A 25,637-nucleotide genomic window follows, 5' to 3' on the forward strand; every position below is an offset into this window, starting at 1 on the left:
AGATTGGATTAGAAAAGCGAGTAAAATATTACCGTTTGTATTACTCATCGTAATTATCATTCATATCCTTTCTTCGCTTTCAACATTTGGTATTATTTTCTAAATTATGCTACAAAAGGTAAAATACTTTTGTAGTATTTTATTTTATTGAGAGGAAGCGTATAAATGATGCAATATCTATATATTTTTATTGGTGGCTCAATTGGAGCACTTTTAAGATATTGGTTTTCTTTTATGAATCCTGATAGTGGCTTTCCCACCGGTACTTTCATAGCTAATATCATGGGTTCTTTTTTAATGGGATTGTTAGGTAGTTTAGCACTAAAATATTTCGCCAATAACGCACATTTAAAAAAAGGTATTACTACTGGCTTTATCGGAGCCTTTACCACCTTTTCTACTTTCCAATTTGAATTAGTATCTATGTTAGCGCACCAGTACTATTTATTATTAGTTATTTATGCGATTACGAGTTATATCATTGGGATTATAGTTTGTTATATCGGCGTGCGAATTGGAGGGAAGATAGCATGATCAATATTTTATTTGTAATGTTAGGTGGCGGTATCGGAGCAGTCATTAGAGGATTTATTACAAATTATTGTGCTACTAAATTCACTTCCCCATTTCCAATTGCTACGCTATTCGTTAATATTATAGGTAGTTTCTTTATCGGCTTTATTATGGGAATGACTATACATACATCTTGGATACATCCATTGCTAATTATTGGTGTCCTAGGCGGATTAACCACTTTTTCTACTTTATCTTCTGAACTTGTAAAGATGTTAGTAGATAAACAAAATCTGTGGCATTTTATTGGATATTCCTTACTCCAATATGTTGTTTCATTCGCCGCCTGTTTCATCGGGTATATTATTTTATAAATGTAATCAGCAATATTAGTTAACAAAATAAAGAACCCAGTAAATGAATTGTTATAAAAACGCATTTACTAGGTTCTTTTTAATATTAATATTTCTAAATTTAAATGGTTTATTCGCCAGTAAATTCTAATGGATTTGGTCCAATACGTTTATCTTCATTTAACTGGTCTAATTTTTCAATTTGCTCTGCAGTCAATTTAAAGTCAAAGACATTTAAGTTTTCTTCAATTCTAGATGGCGTCACAGATTTTGGTATAACAACGACACCATGGTCTATATTCCATCTAATAACTACTTGAGCTGGCGTTTTACCAATTTCTGTGGCAACTTGTTGCACTGTCTCATCTTCTAAGATTTGTGCATTCATTAATGGTGACCATGACTCAGCATGGATATTTTGAACTTCTAGATAGTTTCTTAATTTTTGTTGCACTAAGTATGGGTGAAATTCAACTTGATTAATCACTGGTTTAATTGAAACTTGAGCTAATAGTGCATCCAAATGACTTGGTTCAAAGTTACTAACACCGATATTTTTAACTTTATTATCTTTATATAAATCTTCCATACCTTGCCATGTATCAATCATTAACGCTTCATCAGTACCTGGCCAATGCATAAGATACAAATCTAAATAGTCTAATCCTAATTTTTTTAAACTTGTTGCATAAGCATCTGCAACATTGTCTCTACCATAATCTGCTAACCATAATTTCGAAGTAATAAACAGTTCACTACGGTCAATACCAGTAGATTCTAACGCTTCAGCAATACCTTCGCCAACTTTTTCTTCATTTTCATAAATCATAGCTGTATCAATATGGCGATATCCACTCTCTATAGCATGTTTTACTGCTTCTTTACATTGATCGCTATTATCTACTCTAAATGTACCTAATCCTAGTATCGGCATTTCATTGCCATTGTAAAACGTAATATTTTCCAATGTTCATATCCCCTTTTTCACTTTACTTATCTTACATGATATACAATTTCGTAAGTCATATAAATCAAAAAGCTTCATAACCAAATAAATTAGCTATTTATTACGTTAATCACTAATATGTATTGCACATATTTACTACTTCCAAACTTTAATTTATCATGTTTTCTCAGTTCGCTTTCCTAGCATGTCATCTCACCATTGGTCTTTACCTACCATTGTTCACTTAGGCGTCTCGCCAGATACTCCACATGATGATGTATTTTTAAATCAACACCTTCAAATTAAATTTATCTACACTACAATTAATTACACGGAAATTATTATTTTCCGTTATCTACAAATAATACGCACCAAATTTAAATATAAAAAAGAGAGCTAATCAGCGATGGATTAGCTCTCTTTTATTTGAGAATGGGTAATTTAAATCCCATCCTCTCTATTCATTTCAAAAAATTGATTACGTTACTTTAGCAATGATATTAATTAAAAGATTCGATTTCATCCATAATGCGTTGTAAATCTTCGACAGTGTATTGAATACGACCATGGAAGACAAACTTATTAAAGAATTCATCCAATTGTTCTGGACCAACAAGCACTTTAGAATTTGAACTTTGTGCATAGTTTGTGATTGTAACAGCACCTTCATTCTTCGGATTAAAGTACAAGATAGTCGTCGGTGTGAATTTCAAGTTCAATTCTGTTTGAATATCGCCTGCTAACTTTTCAATATCATTAATATGCTCAGTATAATTAACAAAATTCAATGATTTCTTATCATCATTTTGATCTAATACTAATGTTTGAGCCTTTTGCTTATCAAGATCTAATGTATCAAAGACTTGCTCAATCATTGGTTGATCTTTGAATTGATTAGAACTGATGCCATTATAGACATGACCTTTTAACAATTGGGAATCAATTATATATAACCCTGTACGTGTTAATACTAAATGACTGATATGTTGCACATCACTAAATTCATTTCGTGGTAAAAAGATATTTGCCATAATATGCATATCTTCAGGTCTAATTCGCTTTTCATTTACTAAGCGTTCCCGAATACCAATCAATCTCATATCTGTTACGTACTCACTATGATTTTTTGAGAAAAGTTTCAGTGCATCAATTTCTCTATCTTTAGTATTGACTGTCGCATCATATTCTTCTTTTTGTTTTGTAACAGTCTTTTTATTTTCGATTCTTTCTTTTTCTAATTCTTCTTCGTGTGTTTCTTTTAACTTTTGTTCTTTAGATTGATATTGCTCTTCAATCTTTTTCTGTGCTTTCTTCTTACTGTTTAAAGCAGCAATAAATAAAATCAAACAAATAATTGCTACGATAATTGCCACGATTAAACCAATTTCTAAAGGTCCCAATGAGTTCATAACAATAACGCTCCTTTATGTGATCAGTAACTTTATTATAATGGAAATCATCTGTTTATTCGAGTGTAAACTCTACACTTAAGGCAATTTATTATGCTTGTACAGAATCTTTCAATAAGTTGACTTTATCAAGTTTCTCCCATGGTAACAACACATCCGTACGACCAAAATGACCATATGCTGCAGTTTGTTTATAAATAGGATGTTTTAAATCTAACATTTTTATAATTCCTGCCGGTCTTAAATCAAAGTGAGTTCTAACCGCTTCAACTAACACACTTTCATTCACTTTGCCTGTACCAAATGTATCGATTGATATAGAAACTGGCTCTGCAACACCAATTGCGTAAGCAAGTTGCACTTCACATTTATCAGCTAAGCCTGCTGCAACAATGTTCTTAGCTACATAACGTGCTGCATATGCTGCTGAACGGTCAACTTTTGTAGGATCCTTACCACTAAAGCATCCACCACCATGGCGTGCATATCCGCCATACGTATCTACAATAATCTTACGACCTGTTAAGCCCGCATCTCCTTGAGGTCCACCAATTACAAATCGACCAGTAGGATTGATGTAGAATTTTGTTTGTTCATCTAGTAAATCTTTTTGAACTGTTGGATAAATAACGTGCTCTTTAATATCATTTTGAATTTGTTCTAATTCAATATCTTCAGCATGTTGCGTAGAAACTACAATTGTGTCAATACGGCTTGGTTTATCATGTTCATCATATTCAACAGTTACTTGCACTTTACCATCTGGGCGAAGATAGTCTAATATGCCATCTTTCCTTACATCTGATAAACGTTTAGATAATTGATGAGATAAGAAAATTGGCAATGGCATATAAGTATCTGTTTCATTTGTTGCATAGCCGAACATTAAGCCTTGGTCTCCGGCACCTGTAGCCTCTATTTCAGCCTCAGATAAATCATCGCGATATTCTAATGCAGTATCCACACCTTGAGCGATGTCAGGTGATTGTTCGTCTATCGCTGTTAATACTGCCATTGTTTGACTATCATAACCAAATTTAGCACGCGTATAGCCAATCTCTTTAATTGTCTCTCTTACTACCTTAGGAATATCAACATAAGTAGTTGTTGATATTTCACCTGAAATTAACGCCATACCAGTCGTAACTGTCGTTTCACAAGCTACTCGTGCATTTGGGTCATCCTTTAATATTTCATCTAAAATCGCATCTGAAACTTGGTCGGCAATTTTATCTGGATGTCCTTCTGTTACAGATTCTGATGTGAATAATCTTCTATTGTAAGTCATAATTTGCTCCTTTAGTTTTAAATTACGAATATTCTCTATACTGTGAGCTCATTAAAAAAGGGCCCTTTCACTATATTAAATAGAGAGAAGGCCCTAATACGTCCATTCGCTCTTATCGTTCAGACGGTATTTGTCTGCAAACGGTTTGGCACCTTTCTTCGTATTAAGAAGAGGTTGCTGGGCTTCATTGGGTCCATGTCCCTCCGCCTCTCAGGATAAGAGAATCCGTTAATCACTATAGTACCGAAGTTAAGTAATAATGTCAATTTAACATTTATTAATATAAATTTTAAATTCCCTTTAAAATGATGTGTACTAATAAATCATATGTGTTATACTTTTTAATTGTAAAGGCTTACAATACAAATAACTTTGGAGGGATTGAGTATGGCTGTAGATACATACACATACACTAATAAAATCGAAAACATTTTGGGCAAAACGTCATCATTATTCCAACTTTCTACAACACAATTGTATAACAAGATTTTAAATAATGGTGAGGGTGAATTAACAGAACTTGGAGCAATTAATGCAAAGACTGGTAAATATACTGGACGTTCACCTAAAGACAAATTCATCGTGACAGAACCATCTTATAGAGATTCTATCGATTGGGGCAATATCAACCAACCTATCGAAGAGGAAACATTTTTAAAATTATATGACAAAGTTCTTGAATACCTAGATCAAAAGGACGAACTTTATGTCTTTAATGGTTATGCAGGTAGTGACGAAGAATCACAGTTAAAGTTAACAGTAATCAATGAACTTGCTTGGCATAATTTATTCGCCCAAAACATGTTTATACGTCCAAAATCTAAAGAAGAAGCACAAGAAATTAAAGCTAATTTCACAATCGTGTCAGCGCCACATTTTAAAGCTAATCCAGAAGTAGATGGTACAAATTCTGAAACATTTATCATTACTTCATTTAAACACAAAGTTATTTTAATCGGTGGTACTGAATATGCAGGTGAAATGAAGAAAGGTATTTTCTCTGTAATGAATTACCTGTTGCCGAAAGATAATATTATGAGTATGCATTGCTCTGCTAACGTCGGCGAAAAAGGCGATGTTGCACTATTCTTCGGTCTTTCAGGAACAGGTAAAACAACGTTATCCGCAGATCCTACACGTAAATTAATTGGTGATGATGAGCACGGATGGAATGACAATGGAATCTTCAATATTGAAGGTGGTTGTTATGCAAAAGCAATTAACCTTTCATATAAAAAGGAACCACAAATTTACGACGCTATCCAGTATGGAACAATTTTAGAAAACGTTGTCGTTGATGAAGACGGTGATGTAGATTTCGATGATAATAAATACACAGAGAATACACGTGCTGCATACCCTATCAATCATATTGATAACATTGTAACACCATCAAAAGCTGCACATCCTAATACAATTATTTTCCTAACTGCAGATGCATTTGGTGTATTACCTCCAATTTCCAAATTATCTAAAGATCAAGCAATGTATCATTTCTTAAGTGGTTTCACTGCTAAATTAGCAGGTACTGAACGTGGCGTTACAGAACCTGAACCATCATTCTCAACATGCTTCGGCTCACCTTTCTTGCCATTAAATGCAAAGGTATATGCAGATTTACTAGGAGACCTAATCGATAAACATGATGTTGATGTCTATCTCGTGAACACTGGTTGGACTGGTGGTAAATATGGTGTTGGTAGAAGAATCAGCTTAAACTATACTAGACAAATGGTAAACCAAGCCATTACCGGTAAACTTAAAGATGCTGAATACATTAAAGATGATATGTTCGGATTAAATATTCCAATTCATGTCGAAGATGTACCTCAAACATTATTAAATCCAATTAACGCTTGGAGCAAATCAGATGAGTACAAAGCGCAAGCTCAAGATTTAATCGACCGCTTCAAACGTAATTTTGAAAAGTTTGGTGAAGAAGTATCTGACCTAGCAAAAAATGGTGGATTTAAATAATACCAAAAAAGACCGTGTGCCTAACACACGGTCTTTTTTATATTAATTAACAAAAATATATATTTTTTTAAACATTCAGGCTATTATATTCCAACTCATTGTAGAAGACGCTTATATTACATGTAGTGTTGCTGAATACAATCATTTTCAACATCCGTCATCCACTGCTTAACAGCGTTTAATGCATATTTAATTGCAGGAGGTCTTGGTACATGACCTTCATCCATTTGATAAAATGTACGAAATGTCACGTTTCTTTCAGACAATTTACATTCTAAATGATATGCTTGATGTATACCTACTTGTTTATCCTTGCCACCATGCACAATGAAGATGGGCGGACACTCTGAGTTTATTGATGTCAATGCATCTCGCTTAGCATAAGCCGCATAATCTTTCTTTGGATGACCAATCATTCTGCGTAACATTCCTCTTAAATCAACACGTTCTTCATACATTAAATGTATATTCGACACGCCACCCCAAATGATAAAGCTTGAAACTGGCAATGCTTGGAAAGTTAATAAACCTTGTAAGCCACCCCTAGAAAAACCAATCATATGTATTGCAGCATCGGGATACATGTCATGTAATATTCGAACAGCAACACATACATCATCCAAATCACTACCATAAAATTCATCTTTACCTTCACTACCATTATTGCCACGATAATAAGGGCCAAATACTAAAGTGTGCGCATCAGAAAATTGCATCAAACGTCCTGTACGAACCATCCCTACCTGTCCTTTACCTCCGCGCAAATATATAACTATGCGTTTCACAGTACGTGTTGGTCGCATCATCAGACCACGAACCTTTAAATTATCAACCAAGTACGTAACCTCTTCAAATATATGATCTAAACTCTCGACTGGCATGCGCTTATGATTTATAAAAGCCAATTTCCATCACTCTTTCTAAGCATTGTAAAATTGCTGCATCTTTCAATAAATAGCTCTTTTTGTTGCTCGGTACTTCTGAAACATCATTAAAGCATAAAGGACCGTGCGTTTCATAATAATTTAACTGTTGCTCTAAGACATCTACGGTGACCATAAACACATCTTTTGTAAATCTTTTACCGCAAGTTCTTTCTACATAATATTGGGCAATATAATGAAATGTTTCTCCAACAGCACCAGTTTCTTCAAACAATTCCCTTTTTGCAGCAACTAAACTGGTTTCCCCAGGTTCAACCTTGCCTCCCGGAAATTCAATACCTCTTACTTTATGTTGTGTGAATAATAATTTCCCTTGATAGTTCGGAATGATTAGAACGTGTTCACCGTCAGGAATATCTGAATCGTCTTTATACGTTAAATATACATTATCATTTTCTTTATCTTTAAACTTCACGCTCATCACTCTTCCTCTTTCTATGTTAAACTAACAATGCTATGATTTTAGTTGGAGGCTAATTATATGAAAAAAATTTTCCTTGGACTCATTTATATTTATCAACATTATATTTCACCCGTGACACCAGCAACGTGTAGATTCTATCCTACTTGTTCTGAATACACACGCGAAGCAATCGTTGTTTATGGTCCATTTAAAGGTACATGGCTAGGAATCAAACGCATACTGAAATGCCATCCACTGCATAAAGGCGGATTCGATCCAGTTCCGTTAAAGAAGAATAAGTCAACTAAAGATTAATATATACGTTTAAGTCTTGATGTCAGTACTGTTGGAGGTTCAAATTGAATAGAACCTCCTTTTAATATGCCTGAATTTGCAACTACATCTTGCTCAAAATAATATCCAGCTGGTGTAATATCACTTGGGAAGTCTGCCCATTGAGCAACCATCGCTGTAAAATAGCGACTTAATCCATATTCATACATGCCACCTATAACCACTTTACCACCATATTGTTTAATAACATCAATTAATTCGATTACGCGATCAATACCACCTAACCTAAACGGTTTGACAATGATAACCTCGACATTATATCTATGTAACGCATCTATTATATTTGCTTTCGATGTCGCTTTTTCATCAATCGCTACAGTGGGAATCGTATTAGTGTCATATGCCATTAATTGGTCCAACGTTGCAAATGGTTCCTCCAAATAAAGTATGTCCGCTTCACTTAAAATCTGCAATTTATCTCGTTCATTATCCGTTAAACTTTCGTTAGCATCAATAGCTATCTGTAAATTAAATGGTAGAGCTTGAACCTTTTGAACATCATTCAATATGTTATCAGACCATTTAAGTTTAACTCTTTGCGGCTCTGTCTCTCTCAATTGTAGTAAATTACTATCTGTTAAACCGCTCACAGTCGCACCATAAGGCACATTAAATTGTTCTAGCTTATAGAACATTTGATAAAACGCCATCACTAACATACTTCTTGTTGCAGGATAACCTTCCAATCCTTCCAAGGATGCTTGAACGGTTTGCATTGAATCAAAGGTCTTTCCTTGATAAGTTTTATACCAATATTTAACTTGAGATAAGACGTCTGATATTGTTTCATCATCATACCAATTTGTTTCAAATGCATTGCACTCACCATAATACGTTTTACCATTACTCATCTTTAGACTCACAAATAATGATTTTCTATAGTCTAATTTGGCCTTGGGTGTTATCACAGGATGTTTAAAATGCGTTTGATATTCAAATAGTTTCATCTCAATCAATTTCATAAGAAAACTCCTAGCTATGATTTAAATTGATTTCTTTGCAATTTGCCAGTAGAGGTATATGGCAATGCTTGAACTCGTCTATATACTTTAGGTACTTTATATTTTGCTAAATGTTGTTCTAAGTAATCTTTTAAATCAAGTTCTTGGATCTCCTCTTGAGCCACATAATAAAGACATGGCACCTCACCCCAAACATCATCTTTAATACCAATACATAATGCATCTTCTATTGTTGGATATTGTTTGGCAATTGATTCTATTTGATATGGATAAATATTTTCACCACCACTAATGATCAAATCCTTACGTCGATCATATACCATTACATAACCTTCGCTATTAATTTCTGCAATATCACCCGTTTTAAAATAGCCTTCTGAATCAAAGCTATCTGCAGTATTTTGTGGATATAAATACCCATTCATCACGTTACCACCTTTAATTAGTAACTCACCATGACCATTATAATCTGGGTCTTTAATTTTCACTGCGACATTAGAGCTTGGCTTTCCAACAGTATCAAATCGCTCACTTAACATTTCAGGTGACGCTGTTAGAAATTGAGAACAAGTTTCTGTCATGCCAAATGAATTATATATTGGTAAATTATAAGCTAATGCCTCTTCAATTAATGCGCTAGATAATTTAGCACCACCTAATAAGATACGCTTGATATTAAACGGCTTGGTCAAACCACTATCCATTAGCCACTTCAACGTTTGTGGTACTAATGAGACATGTGTAGGTCGTTCGTTCACAATAATATCAAGCATTTGCGTAGCATCAAATTTTTGTACAAGACGCACAGTAAAACCTGAAATCATCGCTCTTAATAGTACACTTAACCCTGATATATGATAGATTGGTAACACAGACAACCATTTCGTTTGTTCGTCAAACCCCAAACTTTCCTTGCAACTAAGTGCACTCGCAAAATGATTGGCAAATGTTTGTGGTACTGCTTTTTGAGGTCCAGTCGTACCAGAAGTAAACATAATAGAAGCAATACTTTCTAATGAAAAGTGAGGTACAATTTGTTGATCCGACATGTTAGACTCAAGCTCTGCTAACTGTATAATTTTAAAGTCCAATAATGACAATTCATGTGTCGCAATAATATATTTAACATTTATTGAAGACATTTGAGCCATCATTTCTTGTTGCGTTAATCTCGTATTCAACAATGCAACTTCAATACCAGCCGCCCAACAGGCATTGATTAACAAAGCTGATTTAATGGTATTATCTATATAAAGTCCCACCCTCTTAGGATCGTATTTTGCTAACACATAACCCAGTCTCGTTACATATTGATATGCATCCTTAAAGGTAACTTGATTTACTCCATCATCTAAAAAACATCCATCTCCATTTATTTCTGCTTGTTGTTCCAACCAAAATTTCACGCTAACATTCCTCCATCTCACCATTCATTATAACGCGTTTTATATTAATTAACAGGGTATCAGTTTCAATTTTTGCTTTGTCGTTGAAATTCATTACACAGCATATTTAGATATACATTTGTTATTAATTATTTAAATCAACATAAAATTTACTATTTTTAACTAATTTACATGATTATTGATATTTCAAAAAAACCCCTTTCTTATTGTTATCAGATATTTAATTATTACTATTTTAAAAAAACAGTAAAACTTCAAACTGTATTGTTGTACAATGTATTTATAAGATTAAAATGTTGTCTGCATTTTAAAAATAAAATTATTAAGGAGATTATATAATGACAGGAGATAAAGATACACAGCCCTCTCACAAACAAAATCCAGACCAAAATAGACAATACGACAATATGCATCACCAACAACAATGGGAAGCATATCAAGCGCAACAGAATAAGAAAAAAAGCCGAAAATGGTTATGGGGTATCCTCGGTGGATGTGGCGGTTGTTTATTACTAATTATTATAACTATTATAGCCATTGCTATATTTTCTTCTGTTGTCGTAAACAACAATGGTTCTTCTGATGATGGTGCCCAAATAGAAAACGATAGCAATGCTACAAGACAGGAAAAAGCAGCTTTAAATAAAGCAAAAACATATTCCGATACGATGCATATGTCTAAGCAAGGTATATACGAACAGCTTACTTCGAGTTACGGAGAAAAATTTAATAGTAATGACGCACAGTATGCTATTGATCACCTCAAAGCAAATTACAAAGAAAATGCTGTAAAAAAAGCAAAAGATTATGCAGATTCACAAGATATGTCTAACGATGCCATCTATGACCAACTCACATCAAGCTATGGCGAGAAATTCACCGAAAAAGAAGCACAATATGCCATTGATCACTTAAATAAATAATGTAAAAATATTGAAACTTTAAACACTAGCTAATCGTACAATAGGCTAGTGTTTATTTTTACAGAAAATACTTAAATCATTCAAAGTTTTATAAAAACACAGTATCGTTATTTCTTAAATCAAAAGTAATTCAATTTGTTAGTACAGACTAAGACATTTCTGATTAAAATACTTCTAATACATGTACATAAACAAGCTATTTGGGTCAAATACTTAGTTAACAAAAAATCTTCTTAAAGATATGACAATGATTTTGATTTAGCGCAATATATTAATTATAATAATTTGTAATAAGCAATGTATGGTGCAACTTAATACATTATCTATATTTACATCATTATTTTAATTGCGGAACGTTAGGAGAATTTATATGGTTTATTTCATCATCATTATGAGTTGTGTTTCAGTATTTTTATTAATTACCAGTTGTTATGGTTTTATTAATCAGCACCAATATAAAAATTCTTTAGATTTTAATTCAATGGAGCATTTTGAAATCGAAGCATTTAAAAAACAACATCTAGCAATGAAAATTTTTTCAATTAGCCTTTTTGTTTTGTCCATAATTGCATTTATTTTAGTGATTTATTTAATTAAATCACAGTTATAGCATATTTTTTCCACGCATTCATCATGTCTAAATTCATAAATTTTATAATTAAACATGCAAAAAAGACCAACTGAATCCAATTGGTCTTTTAATTATTTAAAAGGTTGTTATACCTAAATTAACTTTTTAGTTATATACGATCCAAAGGTACTTATCATAAGCAATACGAAAAAGATTGTGAGACATAACAGTGATGTCCCCGTTACTTCAAAACCAATGTTGAACAATACATCCTCACTTGTTTCATAATAGAAATTTAAAATTAAAGTAACCAAAATCCCCATACTTGCAATCCAACCCATGATATTTGAGAGTATACTTACATACTTTAAAGTCTTGTTATTCATCTAATAATTGCAACTCCCTAATGAATGGTTTTGATGATATATATAATTTAGCATACAATATTATTCATAGAAAGTTTTTTTAAACCTAAAGCTAAAAATAGCTGCTTGAATGTAAAATTAGCTTATAATTTCTTAACTAATCTTATTAAATCTCTACATAATATGCCATTTTCGTAAATCGGCTCTTCATAATTATTTACAAAATAATTCATTTCAACGGCTACAATTCGAAATCCAGCCTTTTGATAAAAAGCCAATTGCCCAATGCTTGAATTGCCCGTTGCTACATTTATCGACCTATAACCCCTTTGCTCAGCAGCTTTGCAAATCGCATCAACTAGATATTTCCCTACTCCTTGATTTTGTTTACTTTCCACAACAGCAATATTTGTGATTTCTAAACTATCTAATGATGATTTAATAATAAAACTTCCTATAATATCACCATTTTCAGTTAACACGTAACAACAACCTTCAGACAAACATTTTTTAAGTTGCTGCATGGAAGGATCCGCAGTTAACAATAACTCAAACGGAATATCCATTGTTTTAGATACCTTACGTAACATCACACTATCCCCACTTTCCAACAAACTATAAATGCATTAATACGAATAAATAACTATCCTCTATTATGTCAGTTTCATTTAAAAAGAACATGCAATATCAGCTAACACAAAATGATTTAATTACAAAATTAGATTAAAATTAAAAATAATTACCAATTGTACCAAACTTTTTTGTTATAATTTTATATGTACTACAATAATAATAATTTAAAGCGAAAACGATAAGGAGTGAGATAAAATGAAAAAATTATCATTTTTATTTTTAGCAAGTTTTTTACTTCTAACTGCATGTGCGCACAAAGAAGAAAGTAAATTAGATGATACTAATGAGAACAAATCTTCTAATGATGAACACAAGAAAAATAATGATAAAAAGAAAGACAAAGAAAACAATAACGAGCAAACTTCAAACACTGAAAATCAAAATTCTGAAAATCAAAATTCTGAACAACAAACAAATAACGACCAAAATACAAATCAACAGAATCAAACTCAAAATAATACACCAACAGACGAACAACAAGCTAGTACAACACAATCAGAACAATCGCAAACCAATCAACCACAAAGACAAAATATCGACAATTCAAATGTTACAGATAGAAATACTTTAGAAACAATTATAAATGGTAATTATTCTGAAATAGAGAAAATCCAAGCATATAATAGCGCAGTGTCTAATGGAGTTATCCCCCAAGGTAACGTAATGGAAGGACCTGCAAGCGCAGCATATGAAAGTTCATTAAGAGTTGAAAACGGCACAGAAGAATCAGTATATGACAATAGAGATGCTGAATAAACTTATAATAGTAAAATACTTAGTAATTTAAATTAATAATCCAGAAACACGATTTCTTAATAATATTAAAAATATTTCTGAATTGTTATTTCATAAAAATAAGGAGATAATTATGAAACAAATATCAATATTACTACTATCAAGTTTCTTAATATTAGCTGCATGTAACAATGATGAGGAAACAACATCTGAAAATAATAAAGAGACCAAAACAACTGATAAAGAAACAAAGAAAGACAACAACACGAAAACTAATAAAAAGTCAGATGAGGATAAGAAAAAAGTACAACAGACAGACGACAAAGAAAGCTTATCAAATAAAGACAGTGATAATTCAAATAATATAAGCCAAAACACTAATTCACAAGAAGTCGCAAATAATAACAACCAACAGAACGATCAAACACAACAAGAAACTAATCAACAAACTAATGCCACACAACAACAAGTAAATAATACAGAAAATAGTAATAACAAAAATTCTAGCACACAAACTCAAAATACTAACGATAACCCATATATGGAATTACCAAATCAAGAATGGAGATATAACACTGGTAGCGGAATATCTTCTGGAGAAATGCAAACAAGAAATCAAATATTAAATGGAACATATGAAGGAAAAGATGCTGAACAAGTATTAGAGGCTATTAATTATTATGAGGAAAAGTACGGAAAATAATTTAGTAATTTCACACGTTCATAACTGTCGTTAATAGTTCTAAAACTCAAAAATCCTTGCTATTTCATCGACTAATCAATCGATAAAATAGCAAGGATCTTTTTATTTGAAAAGAGTTTTGAAAATTTTCAACTGAAGTTATTACCCATTTTTAAAATCAATTTCAATTGGCACACCAACTTAATCATAAACGTTTCACCTTATGTAATATTATTTATAAATGTGCTGCCTAGTAAATCTCTAACATCATGGATAAGTGCTAATACTCTTGCGATTACTGTTACTTTTACATCCATATCTTTTCCTCCTCTCAAAATATTCAGTCAATATCTTTTTGTAAATTAATTGTAATTTTACACCAAATAAAAATCCCTTTATTTCAATAAATAATTAAAGGGATTACAATTATTTTTACTTTTTAACTACCATTTTTTACCAACTAATCCCCCCTCTTTAAATAACCTCCTTATTTGTTATAATGAAAGCACTTACATAAAAGGAGAAATCACAACATGAAAAATAAATTTATATCGTTTTTAGCCTTAATACTATTAATTACGTTTATATCATCACCTATTTCAGTACTAGCTGATGAAGACATTGAATCAATTGGAATATTAGATGAAAACATCAATCAAGATGAGTTAGACAACTTACCTGATTACATTCCGGAAAATCATGTTCAACAATACGAAGACCGTAATGGCTTAGTTAGATTCATTATTAGAGGTGGTATGAAAGCATATAAAAGTATAAAATATGCCCCAAGATACCCAGCAGGATTTAAAGCAGCTAAAAATGGAACTAAACATGTCACTGTCAAAAACAAACCTTTACTAAAAGATTTGAGAAGAATCGAATCTGGAAAATGGGTTAAAGTATATAAAAATGGATATGTAAATGGTAAAAAAGTTTCTGTTCATTACTTTAAAAGTAGATCTGGATATGTATTTAATGTAAAAACTAAAAACGGCTGGAGTTGATTTAAATTATTGAATTTGAAAATAAATTAGAAATCGAAAAATTCTCACTAATAACAATATACGGGTTATTTAAGCAAGTAAATATTGGGTTGATTAGTATTGACGATGCAGAAAGTTTCTTTTTCACACCTTATATTATGGAAGAATTACAAAGGTATAATGTTAGACAAGATATAATAGATTTAGTTCATGAAGGAACAGAATTAGAAGACTTTGAAACTTTTAACATATCAATAGAAAAAGAAACAAATCGTTTATTAAAAGAAACAGAAGCTTTATTAAAAGAATATGAAGAAGTGGAATTTACAGAAAAAATGTTGACCGAGTTTATTATAACGAAGAAGAATCCGCCAAATTGATTATTTAAGGGCACATAGGTGCCCTATATATTTTTATGAAAATAAGAGTATAAGAAAACGATTGAACCTGGAACATTCAAAAACTAACAATAATAGCAAAGATTACAAAAGTAATAAACCTATAAAGATAGGTGATATTGTTGTTATAGAAAAATAAATATGATATTACAAAAGTAACGAAATAGTCGGCCCAAGTCGACCTGGGATGGCCTGAGATTGCTTTTATGCAATTTCAGGCTTTTCTCATTTATAGAATTAAACATGATAATAGATCATTATGAAAGAATAAACAATCAAGAATTTATAGATAAGTTCTTATCAATTAGTAACTTACCTAATAATTTCTTAGAAATCTTAGAAGATTGTACTATATTTATGCACATTGAATCATACTCGTATATTTATAGTCATATAAATATATTTTATCTTTTTAAAGGAGGTTAATATGATGAATGTAAAAAAAGTTAGTAAAACATGGGAATACGATTTTAGATACAATAAGAAACGTTATAGAAAACGTGGATATTCAACTAAAAGAGAAGCTACAAACGCAATGAATGATTTGTATAACCAAGTAACAAAAGGTGCCAATTTATCAGAAGATATGAACTTTATAGACTACTTCGAAAATTGGATTAAAGTTAATAAAAAAGGCAGAGTATCACAATCTACTTTAAATAGATATAACAACGCTAAAAATGTATTTGAAGAAAAGTTTGGACTTATTAAAATTAAAGATGTATCACAATTAAAGTATAGGGAAATGCTAAAAGAATATGCTGAAGGTATGTACGTCGGTGGCCGTAAAGAAGGCAGAACTATACAAAGTGTAAGTAAGTTAAACAATTGCTTTTCTCAAGCATTCAAAGACGCTTTAAATGAAAGATTAATCCATCGCGACCCTACTTGGAATGCTCCTATATATGAGAAGAAAGAAGCTAAAAAAGAAGAATCCAAATTTATAAGTTTAAAGAATTATAAATCACTTAAAGAATTTTCAAAATCAAAAAATGAGTTATCTTACTTAGCAATATTTATATTAATTTCAACTGGTGCTAGATTTGGTGAAGTACAAAAATTAGAACGCAAACATATTGATGAATTAAATTCAACGATACATCTTCCTGGAACCAAAACAGAATCAGCAGAACGAACAATAACTATTCCAAAACATGATATGAAACACATCGTAAATGTATTGAATAACCGCCCCACTTCTATAAGAAGACAACTCTTTAATACTGGTGTAACCTTAATCACAAATAAAGCAGTTACAAGTACACTCAGAAAATTTTTATTAGAAAATAATGTAGGCCACTATACTCTGCATTCCCTGCGACACACGCATGCATCAATGTTATTAAGCAAAGGTTTCTCTATACGATATGTAAGTAAAAGATTAGGCCATTCAAATATCGAAATCACATGGAGAGTATATAGTCATTTACTTGAAGAATTAAAAACTGAAGAGGATGAAAAACTAGATATAGCTATTAATTTTTAAGCGGACAATTAAACGGACAAAATGAAATCTAAAGTGGTCAAATCGTCCGCTTGTTGACCAAAAATTATAGAATTCACTTTTATTGACTTTTGACAAAATAAAAAGAACGTTGATTTAACAACGTCCTTCGATATCGCAAAGTATTCAATTGTATGTACTTTCGCGCCCTAGCGGAGAGTGAGGGATTCGAACCCTCGAGACGCTTGTGGCGCCTACACACTTTCCAGGCGTGCTCCTTCGGCCAACTCGGACAACTCTCCATTTCATTGTATTAAAAAAACAGAAGCGATATTTCACTTCTGTTTATATGACCCCGACGGGACTCGAACCCGTGTTACCGCCGTGAAAGGGCGGTGTCTTAACCGCTTGACCACGGGGCCATGGCTCCACAGGTAGGACTCGAACCTACGACCGATCGGTTAACAGCCGATAGCTCTACCACTGAGCTACTGTGGATAAATATTATTGGAGCGGGTGATGGGAATCGAACCCACAACATCAGCTTGGAAGGCTGAGGTTTTGCCATTAAACTACACCCGCGTATTAAATTATTATGGGGCGGATGATGGGAATCGAACCCACGGGTGTCGGAACCACAATCCGATGCGTTAACCACTTCGCCACACCCGCCACAAAAATCAGTAATGGTTCAGGACAGAGTCGAACTGCCGACACATGGAGCTTCAATCCATTGCTCTACCAACTGAGCTACTGAACCATAATATGTAATGGCGGTCCCGACGGGAATCGAACCCGCGATCTCCTGCGTGACAGGCAGGCGTGTTAACCGCTACACTACGGGACCATAAAACTATGTAATTGCGGGAGGCGGATTTGAACCACCGACCTTCGGGTTATGAGCCCGACGAGCTACCGAACTGCTCCATCCCGCGTTAATATTATTTATAACGCCTACCCAATTAATATATCATGTTTGTTAAGTTAATGTCAACACTTTTTTGAAAATAATTTACATTCACTTAATAACTAATTAAATATTAAATGCGATAATTGTCGTTTGGACATCGCGTCTATCACTTAAGACTTTATTAGTATATAAAGTTTTTGGCGTATAGTCAACAACTTAAAGAAAGTATTTTGTGTAAAAAAGGAATATAACAATACATTTTTACTTTTAGTTCCTTATTTATACAAAAATTATTGGTAAATAAGGATTAAATCCCTCTTTTTTCTATTTTTTTAGCTTTAAATGAACATGACATTTTAGTTCGAAGGTGTTTTTCGTCATATATTCTATTGAACCTAGGTACTTTTTCTTTTCAGATTATAAAATTATTCGTACCGATAAATACTTTATTTCGTCATTATAGCTTGCATTTTCATTTGTAACGCATTAAAAGTGTCAAAGCCATCAGATTCTAAAAAATGTCCCCCATGACTCGTAATTTTACAGCTACCACCTAATGTATCCATCAAACGTTTTGTTTCTTGGTAGTTAACATATTTATCATCGACTGCACATAATCCATAAAATTGTTCTACTTTAGACTTAACATCTTTATAATCAATAGACACATCTAATTCTATATTTTCATCTATATCATGAGCATCCTCTTTGAAACCTGAAATACTGAATAACCCTTCAATCTTGCCAATTGCTGTCTTTTCAATATATTTTAGTGCTGCCAATGTTCCGTATCCGTGAGTTACAAAATATGTTTCATATTTTTGTACTTGAATTTGCTCTTCCATTCGCTTAACCCAAGTATTCATATTTTCTCGATCTTCTACCGGTATATTGAATAAAGTCACATTATACCCCTCTAATATTAAATTATTGGCTAACCATTCGTACCAATGATTTGTTGCATCGCCATATTTTGAATGGACTATTATTATATCTGTCATTATAAGTCCCCCACTTAACTAAATTAAAGCCTATCTTATCTTTTTTTATTACTATATTAATATGTTTATCACTTTATTATTATCTCATATCTTCTTTATGTTTTTAAATTTTTTAATTAAAAAAGTCATTTCTAACTCTTTTAAATATTGAGTAGAAATGACTGTCTGTTTATAAATTCAAATCTATGAATAATTCTTCAACTGCATCTTTACCTTGTCTAATACAGTCAGGTAAACCGACTGCTTCAAATGAAGCACCAGTAATTCGTAGGTTTGGATAAGTTTTTTTCACATGCGTTTGAATGTCTTTTATTTTATCTATATGACCAACTTTGTATTGAGGCATACTTTTTGGCAATCTATTTACAATACTAAATTCTGGATCACCCTTAAATTTCATCATTTGACTTAAATCACGTCTCACAATTGATACGATTTCTTCATCTGTATGATCTTGAACTACTGTATCACCTGGTTTACCAATATAGGCCCTTATCAATACTTTTCCATCCGGAGTAGTAAAAGGCCATTTCTTCGTTGTCCATGTACAAGCTGTAATATCAGTTTGACTTGTACGCGCAATTACGAATCCAGTACCGTCATGAGTGTTTTCAATATTCTGCTGATCAAATGCCAAGACAACAGTAGCCACTGAAGTCGAATCCATCGTTTTAAAATAATCAAATACTGGGTCATTTTCAAACCATTTTGTAAATGTTTCATGAGGTGTAGTAATTAATAATCCATCATGACTAAATGTAGCATTGTCATCTATAACTAAGTCATAACTTTTTTGATTTTTACGTATTGTTGATACTGGCGTATTATATTTTATTTCAACACCTTGTTTAATAACATAATCAACTAAATGCTCAACAAATGAACTTAGACCATGTCTAAATTGTTTAAATTGACCTTTTGGTGCGCCTGGATATAATTGACGCTGTTTTTGACGTTGTTCCTTTTCATATTTCATACCTTTAATCAAGCTACCAAATTGTTCTTCTCTTTGTTTAAACTCAGGAAAGGTACTCATTAAACTTAAATCATCAATATCTGTACCATATATGCCACCCATCAACGGTTCAATTAAATTTTCAAGTATTTCATCGCCTAATCGTTCACGGAAAAACTGACCTACAGAGATATCATTATCGATATTTAATGATGGTTTAATTAAATCTTTACCCGCACGTAACTTGCCTAATGGAGAAATTAATTTTGTCTTTAAAAAAGGCTTTATATCTGTTGGTATACCAAGTATTGAACCACCGGGAATTGGATATAGTTTATTTTTAGCATAAATATATGATTGCCCTGTTTGGTTTGTGATTAAATCTTCACCTAATCCAATCTCTTCAGCAATTTCTGTCATAATTTGCTTTCTGCCTAAATACGATTCTGGTCCCAATTCAATCGTATATCCATCTTTTCTATAGGTTTGTATCTTACCGCCTGCTCGATTCGATGCTTCATAAATTGTCACCGAACATTCTGGGTGTTGCTTTTTAATAAAGTAAGCACTAGACAAGCCAGTGATACCTGCACCGATGATTGCAATATTTTTACTCACAGTATTTCACGCTTCCTTTAATAAACATTTTTAACTTCGTCTACGATTGCACCTATAAATAAGGGGTCTGTATTTGGCATAGTCGGTCTATAATAATTTACTCCTAATTCATCACAGACGACCTTACATTCATAATCATTATCATATAGTACTTCTAAATGTTCACACACAAATCCAACTGGTGTGTAAATAAAGTGTTTGTATTTATATTCATCATACAATTCACGTGTAAGGTCTTGCACATCAGGTCCTAACCAAGGTGTTCCAGTATTACCTTCAGATTGCCAACCTTCAGCAACATGTATAATATTTGAATGTTGTTGCAATAATTCTGCAGTATGATGTAATTCTTGTGGATATGGATCATTATTTCTTTCGATTAATCCTTTAGGTAAACTATGTGCAGATACTACAAGCACTGTATCTTCATGTTCAGTTGAAGGTATCTGTGTCAAAGTTTCGTTAATTTTTTGAGTCCAGTATTGAATAAATTTCGGTTGTTCATAATAATGTTCAACATGTTTGAAAGTTATATTATATTGTTCTGCTGCTTCTACTGCACGTTTATTATAAGAGCCTACAGAAAAGCTTGAATAATGAGGCGCTAAAACAACTGTAACCGCTTCAGTAATACCATCGTTATGCATCGCTTTTACTGCATCTTCGATAAATGGATGAATATGTTTCAATCCGATATAAAGTTCAAATTCAACATCTGAATATGCTTCATTTAATGCTTTACATAATGCTTCTGCTTGATTATTTGTAGTTCCCGCTAATGGTGATAAACCACCGATGAATTTATATCTATCTTTTAGGTCTTGCAACTCAGCTTCATTTGGTTTTTTACCATGTCTAATATCAGTGTAATAAGCTTCAATATCACTTTCTTGATATGGAGTACCGTACGCCATAACTAATAAGCCTATTTTTTTTGTCATTTTAATATCATCCTTTGTATTGTTTTTATAGATGGACATGACATAATTACTTGTCTTTCTTGCTCGTTATATTCTATGTCTTACTATCTTTGTGTATATTGGTGAACAAACTGAGTTACCTTTTTCAAGGTCTCAGGATCAACTTGTGGGAATACACCGTGTCCCAAATTAAATATATGTTTACCGTGATTTAAACCTTCATCTAGTATCGGTTTCAATCTTTCCTCTATTACATCCCATGGTGCTAATAAAATAGAAGGATCTAAATTACCTTGTAACGTCTTATAAATATTCAAATTATGTGCTTCGTTAATCGACATTCTCCAATCCAAGCCCAACACATCGATAGGCAAATCATTCCATTCATTAACTAAATGACTTGCACCAACACCGAATAGAATAACAGGGACATCATGTTTCGCCTTTATGCCACTAATTAATTTGTTCATTGCTGGTTTGATATAATAACGATAGTCTTGGACATTTAATGCACCAACCCAAGAATCAAAAACTTGAATTAACTCAGCGCCTGCTTCTATTTGAGCAGATACATAGTTAATTGACATTTCTACAAGGTGATCCATTAAAGCAAACCACGTAGCTTCATCTCTATACATCATCGCTTTTGTGAAATTGTAATTCTTAGAAGGTCCTCCTTCTATCATATAACTCGCAAGTGTAAAAGGCGCTCCAGTAAATCCGATTAATGGTACATTTAATTTTTCTTCTGTTAATAATTTAATTGTATCTAATACATATGGTACATCTCGTTTTGGGTCAATCATCCCTAACTTTTCGACATCTTGAATGTTTTTAATAGGATTATGAATAACAGGGCCGATACCTGATTTGATTTCAACATCTACACCAATGGGTTGCAACGGTGTCATGATATCTTTATAAAGCACTGCAGCATCTGTATTGTAATTGTCTACAGGTAAGTGCGTAACGTATGCACATAACTCTGGCTGATGCGTGATTTCGAATAGTGAATACTTTTCTTTTAACTTTCTATATTCTGGTTGTGACCTTCCTGCCTGACGCATAAACCATACTGGCGTGTGAGTGACATCTTCACCATTTATCATATTTAAAATTGTATTATTTTTGTTATGCACCTTAATGCCCTCCTACATTATAATCATTCTTATCTATAATACCACATTGGCATATATTGCGTATTTCTTTGTGCTTAAATGTCATAAAAAATTCAAATCAACTTACATATATGTCTCAATCATTTGACTATTGTTTTCTAGTGAAAATCTATTATAATGTTATCTAAGCATATTTTATAATTATTTGGGAAAATAGATAGAAGTATATAAAAAGCATTTTATTCCTATTATATATTGTAAAACAAAGCAAGGGGGAAAATCTCATGAAAGTTTATGCATCATATGGTACATTTGGTTATTTAAATCAAATTAGACTTAACAATCCTGATCACAATTTATTACAATTCTCAGCATCTGATTCTTCCGTTATTATAGAAGAAACAGAAGACAAATCAGTGTTAAAACAGCCATTAGTTTACGATGTGTTGAAATCAGAAGGTGAATTAAATAAAGATCATTTCTTCTCAGTGATATTTATTCCAACATCTGATGATCACGCATATCAATTAGAGAAAAAATTAGAAAATGTTTCTACAGATTTTAACCAATACGCTGGTTATCGAAGCTATCGCTTTTTAAAACCCGAACAAGGTCTAACTTATAAAATTTATTTCGGTTTTGAAAGTAGAACTGCATATGAAGATTTTAAAGCATCTGATGTATTTAAAGATAATTTTGACAAACTTGCTTTAAGTCAATATTTCGGTTCAAGTGGTCAACATTCAAGTTACTTTGAGCGTTATTTATTCCCGATTGATGACAATTAATATTTAAAAATCAAAAAAAGTGGTTACTATTCATTTAAAATGAGTAGCAACCACTTTTTTTAGTCTCTTAAAAGTGTTTCTTGATATTTTAATTTTTTCACTACATTTCTAACTGTAAGCCAGCCTACTAGGAAAAAGATTACCCCAGCAAAACCATAAGTAGGATTTACAATAAAGTAAACGATTAAGAATATGATCCCTATAATGAACATAAGTCGATTTAAAAATTGCTCATATCCCCTAATCACTTTACTATCAGGAACTGGCCATACTTGAGGCCAAAGACCATATGCTTGTTGTGTATAGAATTGTGCCATTTGCAGTAAGATAATATACATAAACAAACTACCTATGATGAGTGCTACCACTGGTTGTTGTAACCAAATGATTAAGATAATTGCAATCACTACAAGACGCAATATAATGTGAAATGCATCCTTCCCCCTAGCGAAGCTGCGCATAAATAAATATAAATACATATGCTGTGCATTGAACTTTTTCTGTTTCGGTGTAGTTAATAATGGATCTAAATAACTTCGTCTTACCGCAGTCTCTTTTAAATGTTTGACGTCAGTAAACATATTTACAAATTTATAATAATTCATGTGATGTTGTTGTTCTATTTTAATTAATTTTTCCCAAGGGAATAAATGTTTATCTGTACTTTTGTATAAAATAAAGGCTAATCCAATAAGGATAAATACTGCTGCTATACTTGCTATGCTTTTCACTCCTAAAGCAACATAATAACTCGATGTATATATAATCAGGAGTAAGGTATATAATGACCAGCTTTCTAGTTTATATTTATACCATAACCATTTTAATACAAGGCCTAATAAAGGTAATAATAATGCCAAGATTGCAAATATAACGTAAAAACCAAATGTTTGACCATTTAAGACATAGAATAATGGAAACAATATCACTATCATTAATATCTGTAACCCAATTCGAGTAAAATAACTATAACTTATACTTTGTTTCATATATTCTGCCATGTGTTTTTCAAATGGTAGTAAGAATAATCGATCTGCGTCTTTTAATAATGTTCTAATTGGAAAAATTGAAATCACAGCCATAACTACGCTAGCAATTAAGGCATAATTTATATGTTTAGGTATCGATTGTAACCAACCAGCATACCCCATAATAAAGGCACCGAGTAAAATAACTAGAAATACAGAGAAGTGACCATTAAAAATAAATTTATTATAATATCTCTTCTCTTTAGCTATTTCACGTTTGCGTTGGATAAATAATTGTTTCGCATTTGTGGTCATCTATCGTGTCCACCCTGTGTAACATGAATATATATTTCATCTAATGTTTTTCCATGTAATCCAGTTTGTGCTCTTAATTCTTCTAAATTTCCAAACGCAACACGTTCACCTTTATCCATTATTAAAAATCGGTCGCAATATCGCTCGGCTGTAGCTAAAATATGCGTACTCATTAATACAGTTCTGCCTTCTTCTTTCTTTTCAACCATTAAATCTAACATTGATTGAATACCAAGTGGATCAAGACCTAAAAACGGTTCATCAATGATATATAACTCTGGATCGACGATAAAGGCACAAATAATCATCACCTTTTGCTTCATGCCCTTTGAGAAATGACTCGGAAAAATATTGAGTTCGTTTTCTAAGCGAAATGTTTTTAATAAAGGTAGTGCGCGCTTCATCGCTTCTTCCTTATCTATATCATATGCCATAGCAGTCATATAAATATGTTCTTGTAAAGTCAATTCTTCATAAATAACGGGCGATTCTGGTATATAAGATAATTTCCTTCTATATGTTTCTACATCTTCTTTAATATTTATATCAGAAATCGTTAATTCGCCTTCCATTGGTGTCAACAATCCAAGCATATGTTTGATAGTTGTACTTTTTCCTGCACCATTGAGTCCAATTAAGCCTACAATTTCACCTTTTTTTAATTCAAAATTCATATTTTTAATAACAGGTCGTTTACCATAACCGCCTGTTAAATTTTCTACTTTTACTGTCATGAGGCACCTCCATAAATTATA

The 25,637-nt window shown here is 32.3% G+C and carries 26 protein-coding genes, 8 tRNA genes and 1 riboswitch; of the genes, 12 read left to right on the top strand and 22 right to left on the bottom strand.

Features of this window, described 5'->3' with window-relative positions:
• Window positions 1–168: 168 nt before the first annotated feature.
• Both crcB and ACF91D_RS26450 read left to right on the top strand, forming a co-directional pair.
• A complete protein-coding gene (gene crcB / locus ACF91D_RS26445; protein WP_107527500.1) occupies window positions 169–534 on the top strand; it encodes a fluoride efflux transporter CrcB in 366 nt (121 codons plus the stop codon).
• On the top strand, window positions 531–887 hold the full coding sequence (locus tag ACF91D_RS26450) for a fluoride efflux transporter FluC (protein ID WP_107527498.1): 357 nt from the start codon (window positions 531–533) through the stop codon (window positions 885–887). Before crcB ends, ACF91D_RS26450 begins: the two co-directional genes overlap by 4 nt.
• A gap of 109 nt (window positions 888–996) precedes the next feature.
• On the opposite strand, the gene ACF91D_RS26455 is transcribed toward ACF91D_RS26450, so the two are convergent.
• From ACF91D_RS26455 to metK, 3 genes are all read right to left on the bottom strand, one after another.
• Complete coding sequence (locus ACF91D_RS26455) at window positions 997–1,833, bottom strand: aldo/keto reductase (protein ID WP_107527497.1); 837 nt, start codon at window positions 1,831–1,833, stop codon at window positions 997–999.
• A gap of 479 nt (window positions 1,834–2,312) precedes the next feature.
• The gene (locus tag ACF91D_RS26460) at window positions 2,313–3,221 is read right to left on the bottom strand and encodes an NERD domain-containing protein (protein WP_107527496.1); all 909 of its coding nucleotides are present in this window, start codon (window positions 3,219–3,221) and stop codon (window positions 2,313–2,315) included.
• Window positions 3,222–3,312: 91 nt separating this feature from the next.
• Window positions 3,313–4,509 (bottom strand): methionine adenosyltransferase, encoded by a 1,197-nt coding sequence (gene metK / locus ACF91D_RS26465; protein WP_107513098.1) that lies wholly within the window; start codon window positions 4,507–4,509, stop codon window positions 3,313–3,315.
• A gap of 109 nt (window positions 4,510–4,618) precedes the next feature.
• A riboswitch (SAM riboswitch) is annotated at window positions 4,619–4,731 on the bottom strand.
• A 165-nt stretch (window positions 4,732–4,896) separates the two neighbouring features.
• Here metK and pckA point away from each other — a divergent pair.
• Window positions 4,897–6,486 carry a phosphoenolpyruvate carboxykinase (ATP) gene (gene pckA, locus ACF91D_RS26470; RefSeq protein WP_042738358.1) on the top strand — a complete coding sequence of 530 codons (1,590 nt, stop codon included), beginning with the start codon at window positions 4,897–4,899 and terminating at the stop codon, window positions 6,484–6,486.
• A gap of 116 nt (window positions 6,487–6,602) precedes the next feature.
• On the opposite strand, the gene ACF91D_RS26475 is transcribed toward pckA, so the two are convergent.
• Entirely contained in the window at window positions 6,603–7,391 is a 789-nt protein-coding gene (locus ACF91D_RS26475) for an alpha/beta hydrolase family protein (protein WP_182475624.1), read from the bottom strand.
• On the bottom strand, window positions 7,372–7,851 hold the full coding sequence (gene ytkD, locus ACF91D_RS26480; RefSeq protein ID WP_107527495.1) for an RNA deprotection pyrophosphohydrolase: 480 nt from the start codon (window positions 7,849–7,851) through the stop codon (window positions 7,372–7,374). Before ytkD ends, ACF91D_RS26475 begins: the two co-directional genes overlap by 20 nt.
• Window positions 7,852–7,911: 60 nt before the next feature.
• Here ytkD and yidD point away from each other — a divergent pair, with 60 nt between their 5' ends.
• Entirely contained in the window at window positions 7,912–8,148 is a 237-nt protein-coding gene (yidD, locus tag ACF91D_RS26485; protein WP_107513312.1) for a membrane protein insertion efficiency factor YidD, read from the top strand.
• Here the strand turns inward: yidD and menC are convergent.
• On the bottom strand, window positions 8,145–9,149 hold the full coding sequence (gene menC, locus ACF91D_RS26490; RefSeq protein WP_107527494.1) for an o-succinylbenzoate synthase: 1,005 nt from the start codon (window positions 9,147–9,149) through the stop codon (window positions 8,145–8,147). The genes yidD and menC overlap by 4 nt on opposite strands.
• Before the next feature lie 14 nt (window positions 9,150–9,163).
• Complete coding sequence (gene menE, locus ACF91D_RS26495) at window positions 9,164–10,555, bottom strand: o-succinylbenzoate--CoA ligase (RefSeq protein WP_107527493.1); 1,392 nt, start codon at window positions 10,553–10,555, stop codon at window positions 9,164–9,166.
• A 338-nt stretch (window positions 10,556–10,893) separates the two neighbouring features.
• Here menE and ACF91D_RS26500 point away from each other — a divergent pair, with 338 nt between their 5' ends.
• On the top strand, window positions 10,894–11,478 hold the full coding sequence (locus ACF91D_RS26500; protein WP_107527492.1) for an Ltp family lipoprotein: 585 nt from the start codon (window positions 10,894–10,896) through the stop codon (window positions 11,476–11,478).
• Window positions 11,479–11,848: 370 nt separating this feature from the next.
• Window positions 11,849–12,088 carry a hypothetical protein gene (locus ACF91D_RS26505; protein ID WP_107589544.1) on the top strand — a complete coding sequence of 80 codons (240 nt, stop codon included), beginning with the start codon at window positions 11,849–11,851 and terminating at the stop codon, window positions 12,086–12,088.
• A gap of 469 nt (window positions 12,089–12,557) precedes the next feature.
• On the opposite strand, the gene ACF91D_RS26510 is transcribed toward ACF91D_RS26505, so the two are convergent.
• Window positions 12,558–13,004: a GNAT family N-acetyltransferase gene (locus tag ACF91D_RS26510; RefSeq protein ID WP_119624558.1), complete on the bottom strand. Its 447-nt coding sequence runs from the start codon at window positions 13,002–13,004 to the stop codon at window positions 12,558–12,560.
• A gap of 238 nt (window positions 13,005–13,242) precedes the next feature.
• On the opposite strand from ACF91D_RS26510, the gene ACF91D_RS26515 reads away from it, so the two are divergent.
• From ACF91D_RS26515 to ACF91D_RS26535, 5 genes are all read left to right on the top strand, one after another.
• Complete coding sequence (locus ACF91D_RS26515) at window positions 13,243–13,803, top strand: hypothetical protein (protein ID WP_119624559.1); 561 nt, start codon at window positions 13,243–13,245, stop codon at window positions 13,801–13,803.
• Between the two features lie 112 nt (window positions 13,804–13,915).
• The gene (locus ACF91D_RS26520; RefSeq protein WP_107528076.1) at window positions 13,916–14,485 is read left to right on the top strand and encodes a hypothetical protein; all 570 of its coding nucleotides are present in this window, start codon (window positions 13,916–13,918) and stop codon (window positions 14,483–14,485) included.
• A gap of 512 nt (window positions 14,486–14,997) precedes the next feature.
• Complete coding sequence (locus ACF91D_RS26525; RefSeq protein ID WP_119624560.1) at window positions 14,998–15,468, top strand: hypothetical protein; 471 nt, start codon at window positions 14,998–15,000, stop codon at window positions 15,466–15,468.
• A gap of 5 nt (window positions 15,469–15,473) precedes the next feature.
• Window positions 15,474–15,827 carry a DUF3969 family protein gene (locus tag ACF91D_RS26530; protein WP_107527656.1) on the top strand — a complete coding sequence of 118 codons (354 nt, stop codon included), beginning with the start codon at window positions 15,474–15,476 and terminating at the stop codon, window positions 15,825–15,827.
• Between the two features lie 448 nt (window positions 15,828–16,275).
• Window positions 16,276–17,331: a tyrosine-type recombinase/integrase gene (locus ACF91D_RS26535; protein ID WP_107527655.1), complete on the top strand. Its 1,056-nt coding sequence runs from the start codon at window positions 16,276–16,278 to the stop codon at window positions 17,329–17,331.
• Between the two features lie 171 nt (window positions 17,332–17,502).
• Here the strand turns inward: ACF91D_RS26535 and ACF91D_RS26540 are convergent.
• The 12 genes from ACF91D_RS26540 to hemE form a co-directional block, all read right to left on the bottom strand.
• A tRNA-Ser gene (locus ACF91D_RS26540) sits at window positions 17,503–17,591 on the bottom strand.
• 48 nt (window positions 17,592–17,639) lie between these two features.
• Window positions 17,640–17,711, bottom strand: a tRNA-Glu gene (locus ACF91D_RS26545).
• A 1-nt stretch (window position 17,712) separates the two neighbouring features.
• A tRNA-Asn gene (locus tag ACF91D_RS26550) sits at window positions 17,713–17,787 on the bottom strand.
• Window positions 17,788–17,797: 10 nt separating this feature from the next.
• Window positions 17,798–17,871, bottom strand: a tRNA-Gly gene (locus tag ACF91D_RS26555).
• A gap of 14 nt (window positions 17,872–17,885) precedes the next feature.
• Window positions 17,886–17,961: transfer RNA gene (locus tag ACF91D_RS26560), tRNA-His, on the bottom strand.
• Between the two features lie 15 nt (window positions 17,962–17,976).
• Window positions 17,977–18,049, bottom strand: a tRNA-Phe gene (locus ACF91D_RS26565).
• An 11-nt stretch (window positions 18,050–18,060) separates the two neighbouring features.
• Window positions 18,061–18,136: transfer RNA gene (locus ACF91D_RS26570), tRNA-Asp, on the bottom strand.
• A 14-nt stretch (window positions 18,137–18,150) separates the two neighbouring features.
• Window positions 18,151–18,224, bottom strand: a tRNA-Met gene (locus tag ACF91D_RS26575).
• A 421-nt stretch (window positions 18,225–18,645) separates the two neighbouring features.
• Window positions 18,646–19,200: an RBBP9/YdeN family alpha/beta hydrolase gene (locus ACF91D_RS26580; protein ID WP_107527654.1), complete on the bottom strand. Its 555-nt coding sequence runs from the start codon at window positions 19,198–19,200 to the stop codon at window positions 18,646–18,648.
• Window positions 19,201–19,369: 169 nt separating this feature from the next.
• A complete protein-coding gene (gene hemY / locus ACF91D_RS26585) occupies window positions 19,370–20,773 on the bottom strand; it encodes a protoporphyrinogen oxidase (protein WP_119624561.1) in 1,404 nt (467 codons plus the stop codon).
• 17 nt (window positions 20,774–20,790) lie between these two features.
• On the bottom strand, window positions 20,791–21,714 hold the full coding sequence (hemH, locus tag ACF91D_RS26590) for a ferrochelatase (protein WP_107527652.1): 924 nt from the start codon (window positions 21,712–21,714) through the stop codon (window positions 20,791–20,793).
• Window positions 21,715–21,797: 83 nt separating this feature from the next.
• Window positions 21,798–22,832 carry a uroporphyrinogen decarboxylase gene (hemE, locus tag ACF91D_RS26595; protein ID WP_107527651.1) on the bottom strand — a complete coding sequence of 345 codons (1,035 nt, stop codon included), beginning with the start codon at window positions 22,830–22,832 and terminating at the stop codon, window positions 21,798–21,800.
• Window positions 22,833–23,095: 263 nt separating this feature from the next.
• On the opposite strand from hemE, the gene ACF91D_RS26600 reads away from it, so the two are divergent.
• The gene (locus ACF91D_RS26600; RefSeq protein ID WP_042740035.1) at window positions 23,096–23,599 is read left to right on the top strand and encodes a signal transduction protein TRAP; all 504 of its coding nucleotides are present in this window, start codon (window positions 23,096–23,098) and stop codon (window positions 23,597–23,599) included.
• 59 nt (window positions 23,600–23,658) lie between these two features.
• Here ACF91D_RS26600 and ecsB read toward each other — a convergent pair whose 3' ends face one another.
• The gene (ecsB, locus tag ACF91D_RS26605) at window positions 23,659–24,882 is read right to left on the bottom strand and encodes an ABC transporter permease EcsB (RefSeq protein ID WP_119624562.1); all 1,224 of its coding nucleotides are present in this window, start codon (window positions 24,880–24,882) and stop codon (window positions 23,659–23,661) included.
• The gene (gene ecsA / locus ACF91D_RS26610) at window positions 24,879–25,616 is read right to left on the bottom strand and encodes an ABC transporter ATP-binding protein EcsA (RefSeq protein WP_107512948.1); all 738 of its coding nucleotides are present in this window, start codon (window positions 25,614–25,616) and stop codon (window positions 24,879–24,881) included. Before ecsA ends, ecsB begins: the two co-directional genes overlap by 4 nt.
• Window positions 25,617–25,637 lie beyond the last annotated feature (21 nt).

This window comes from Staphylococcus sp. 231237_7MaSpsaltlick (genome assembly GCF_043107035.1).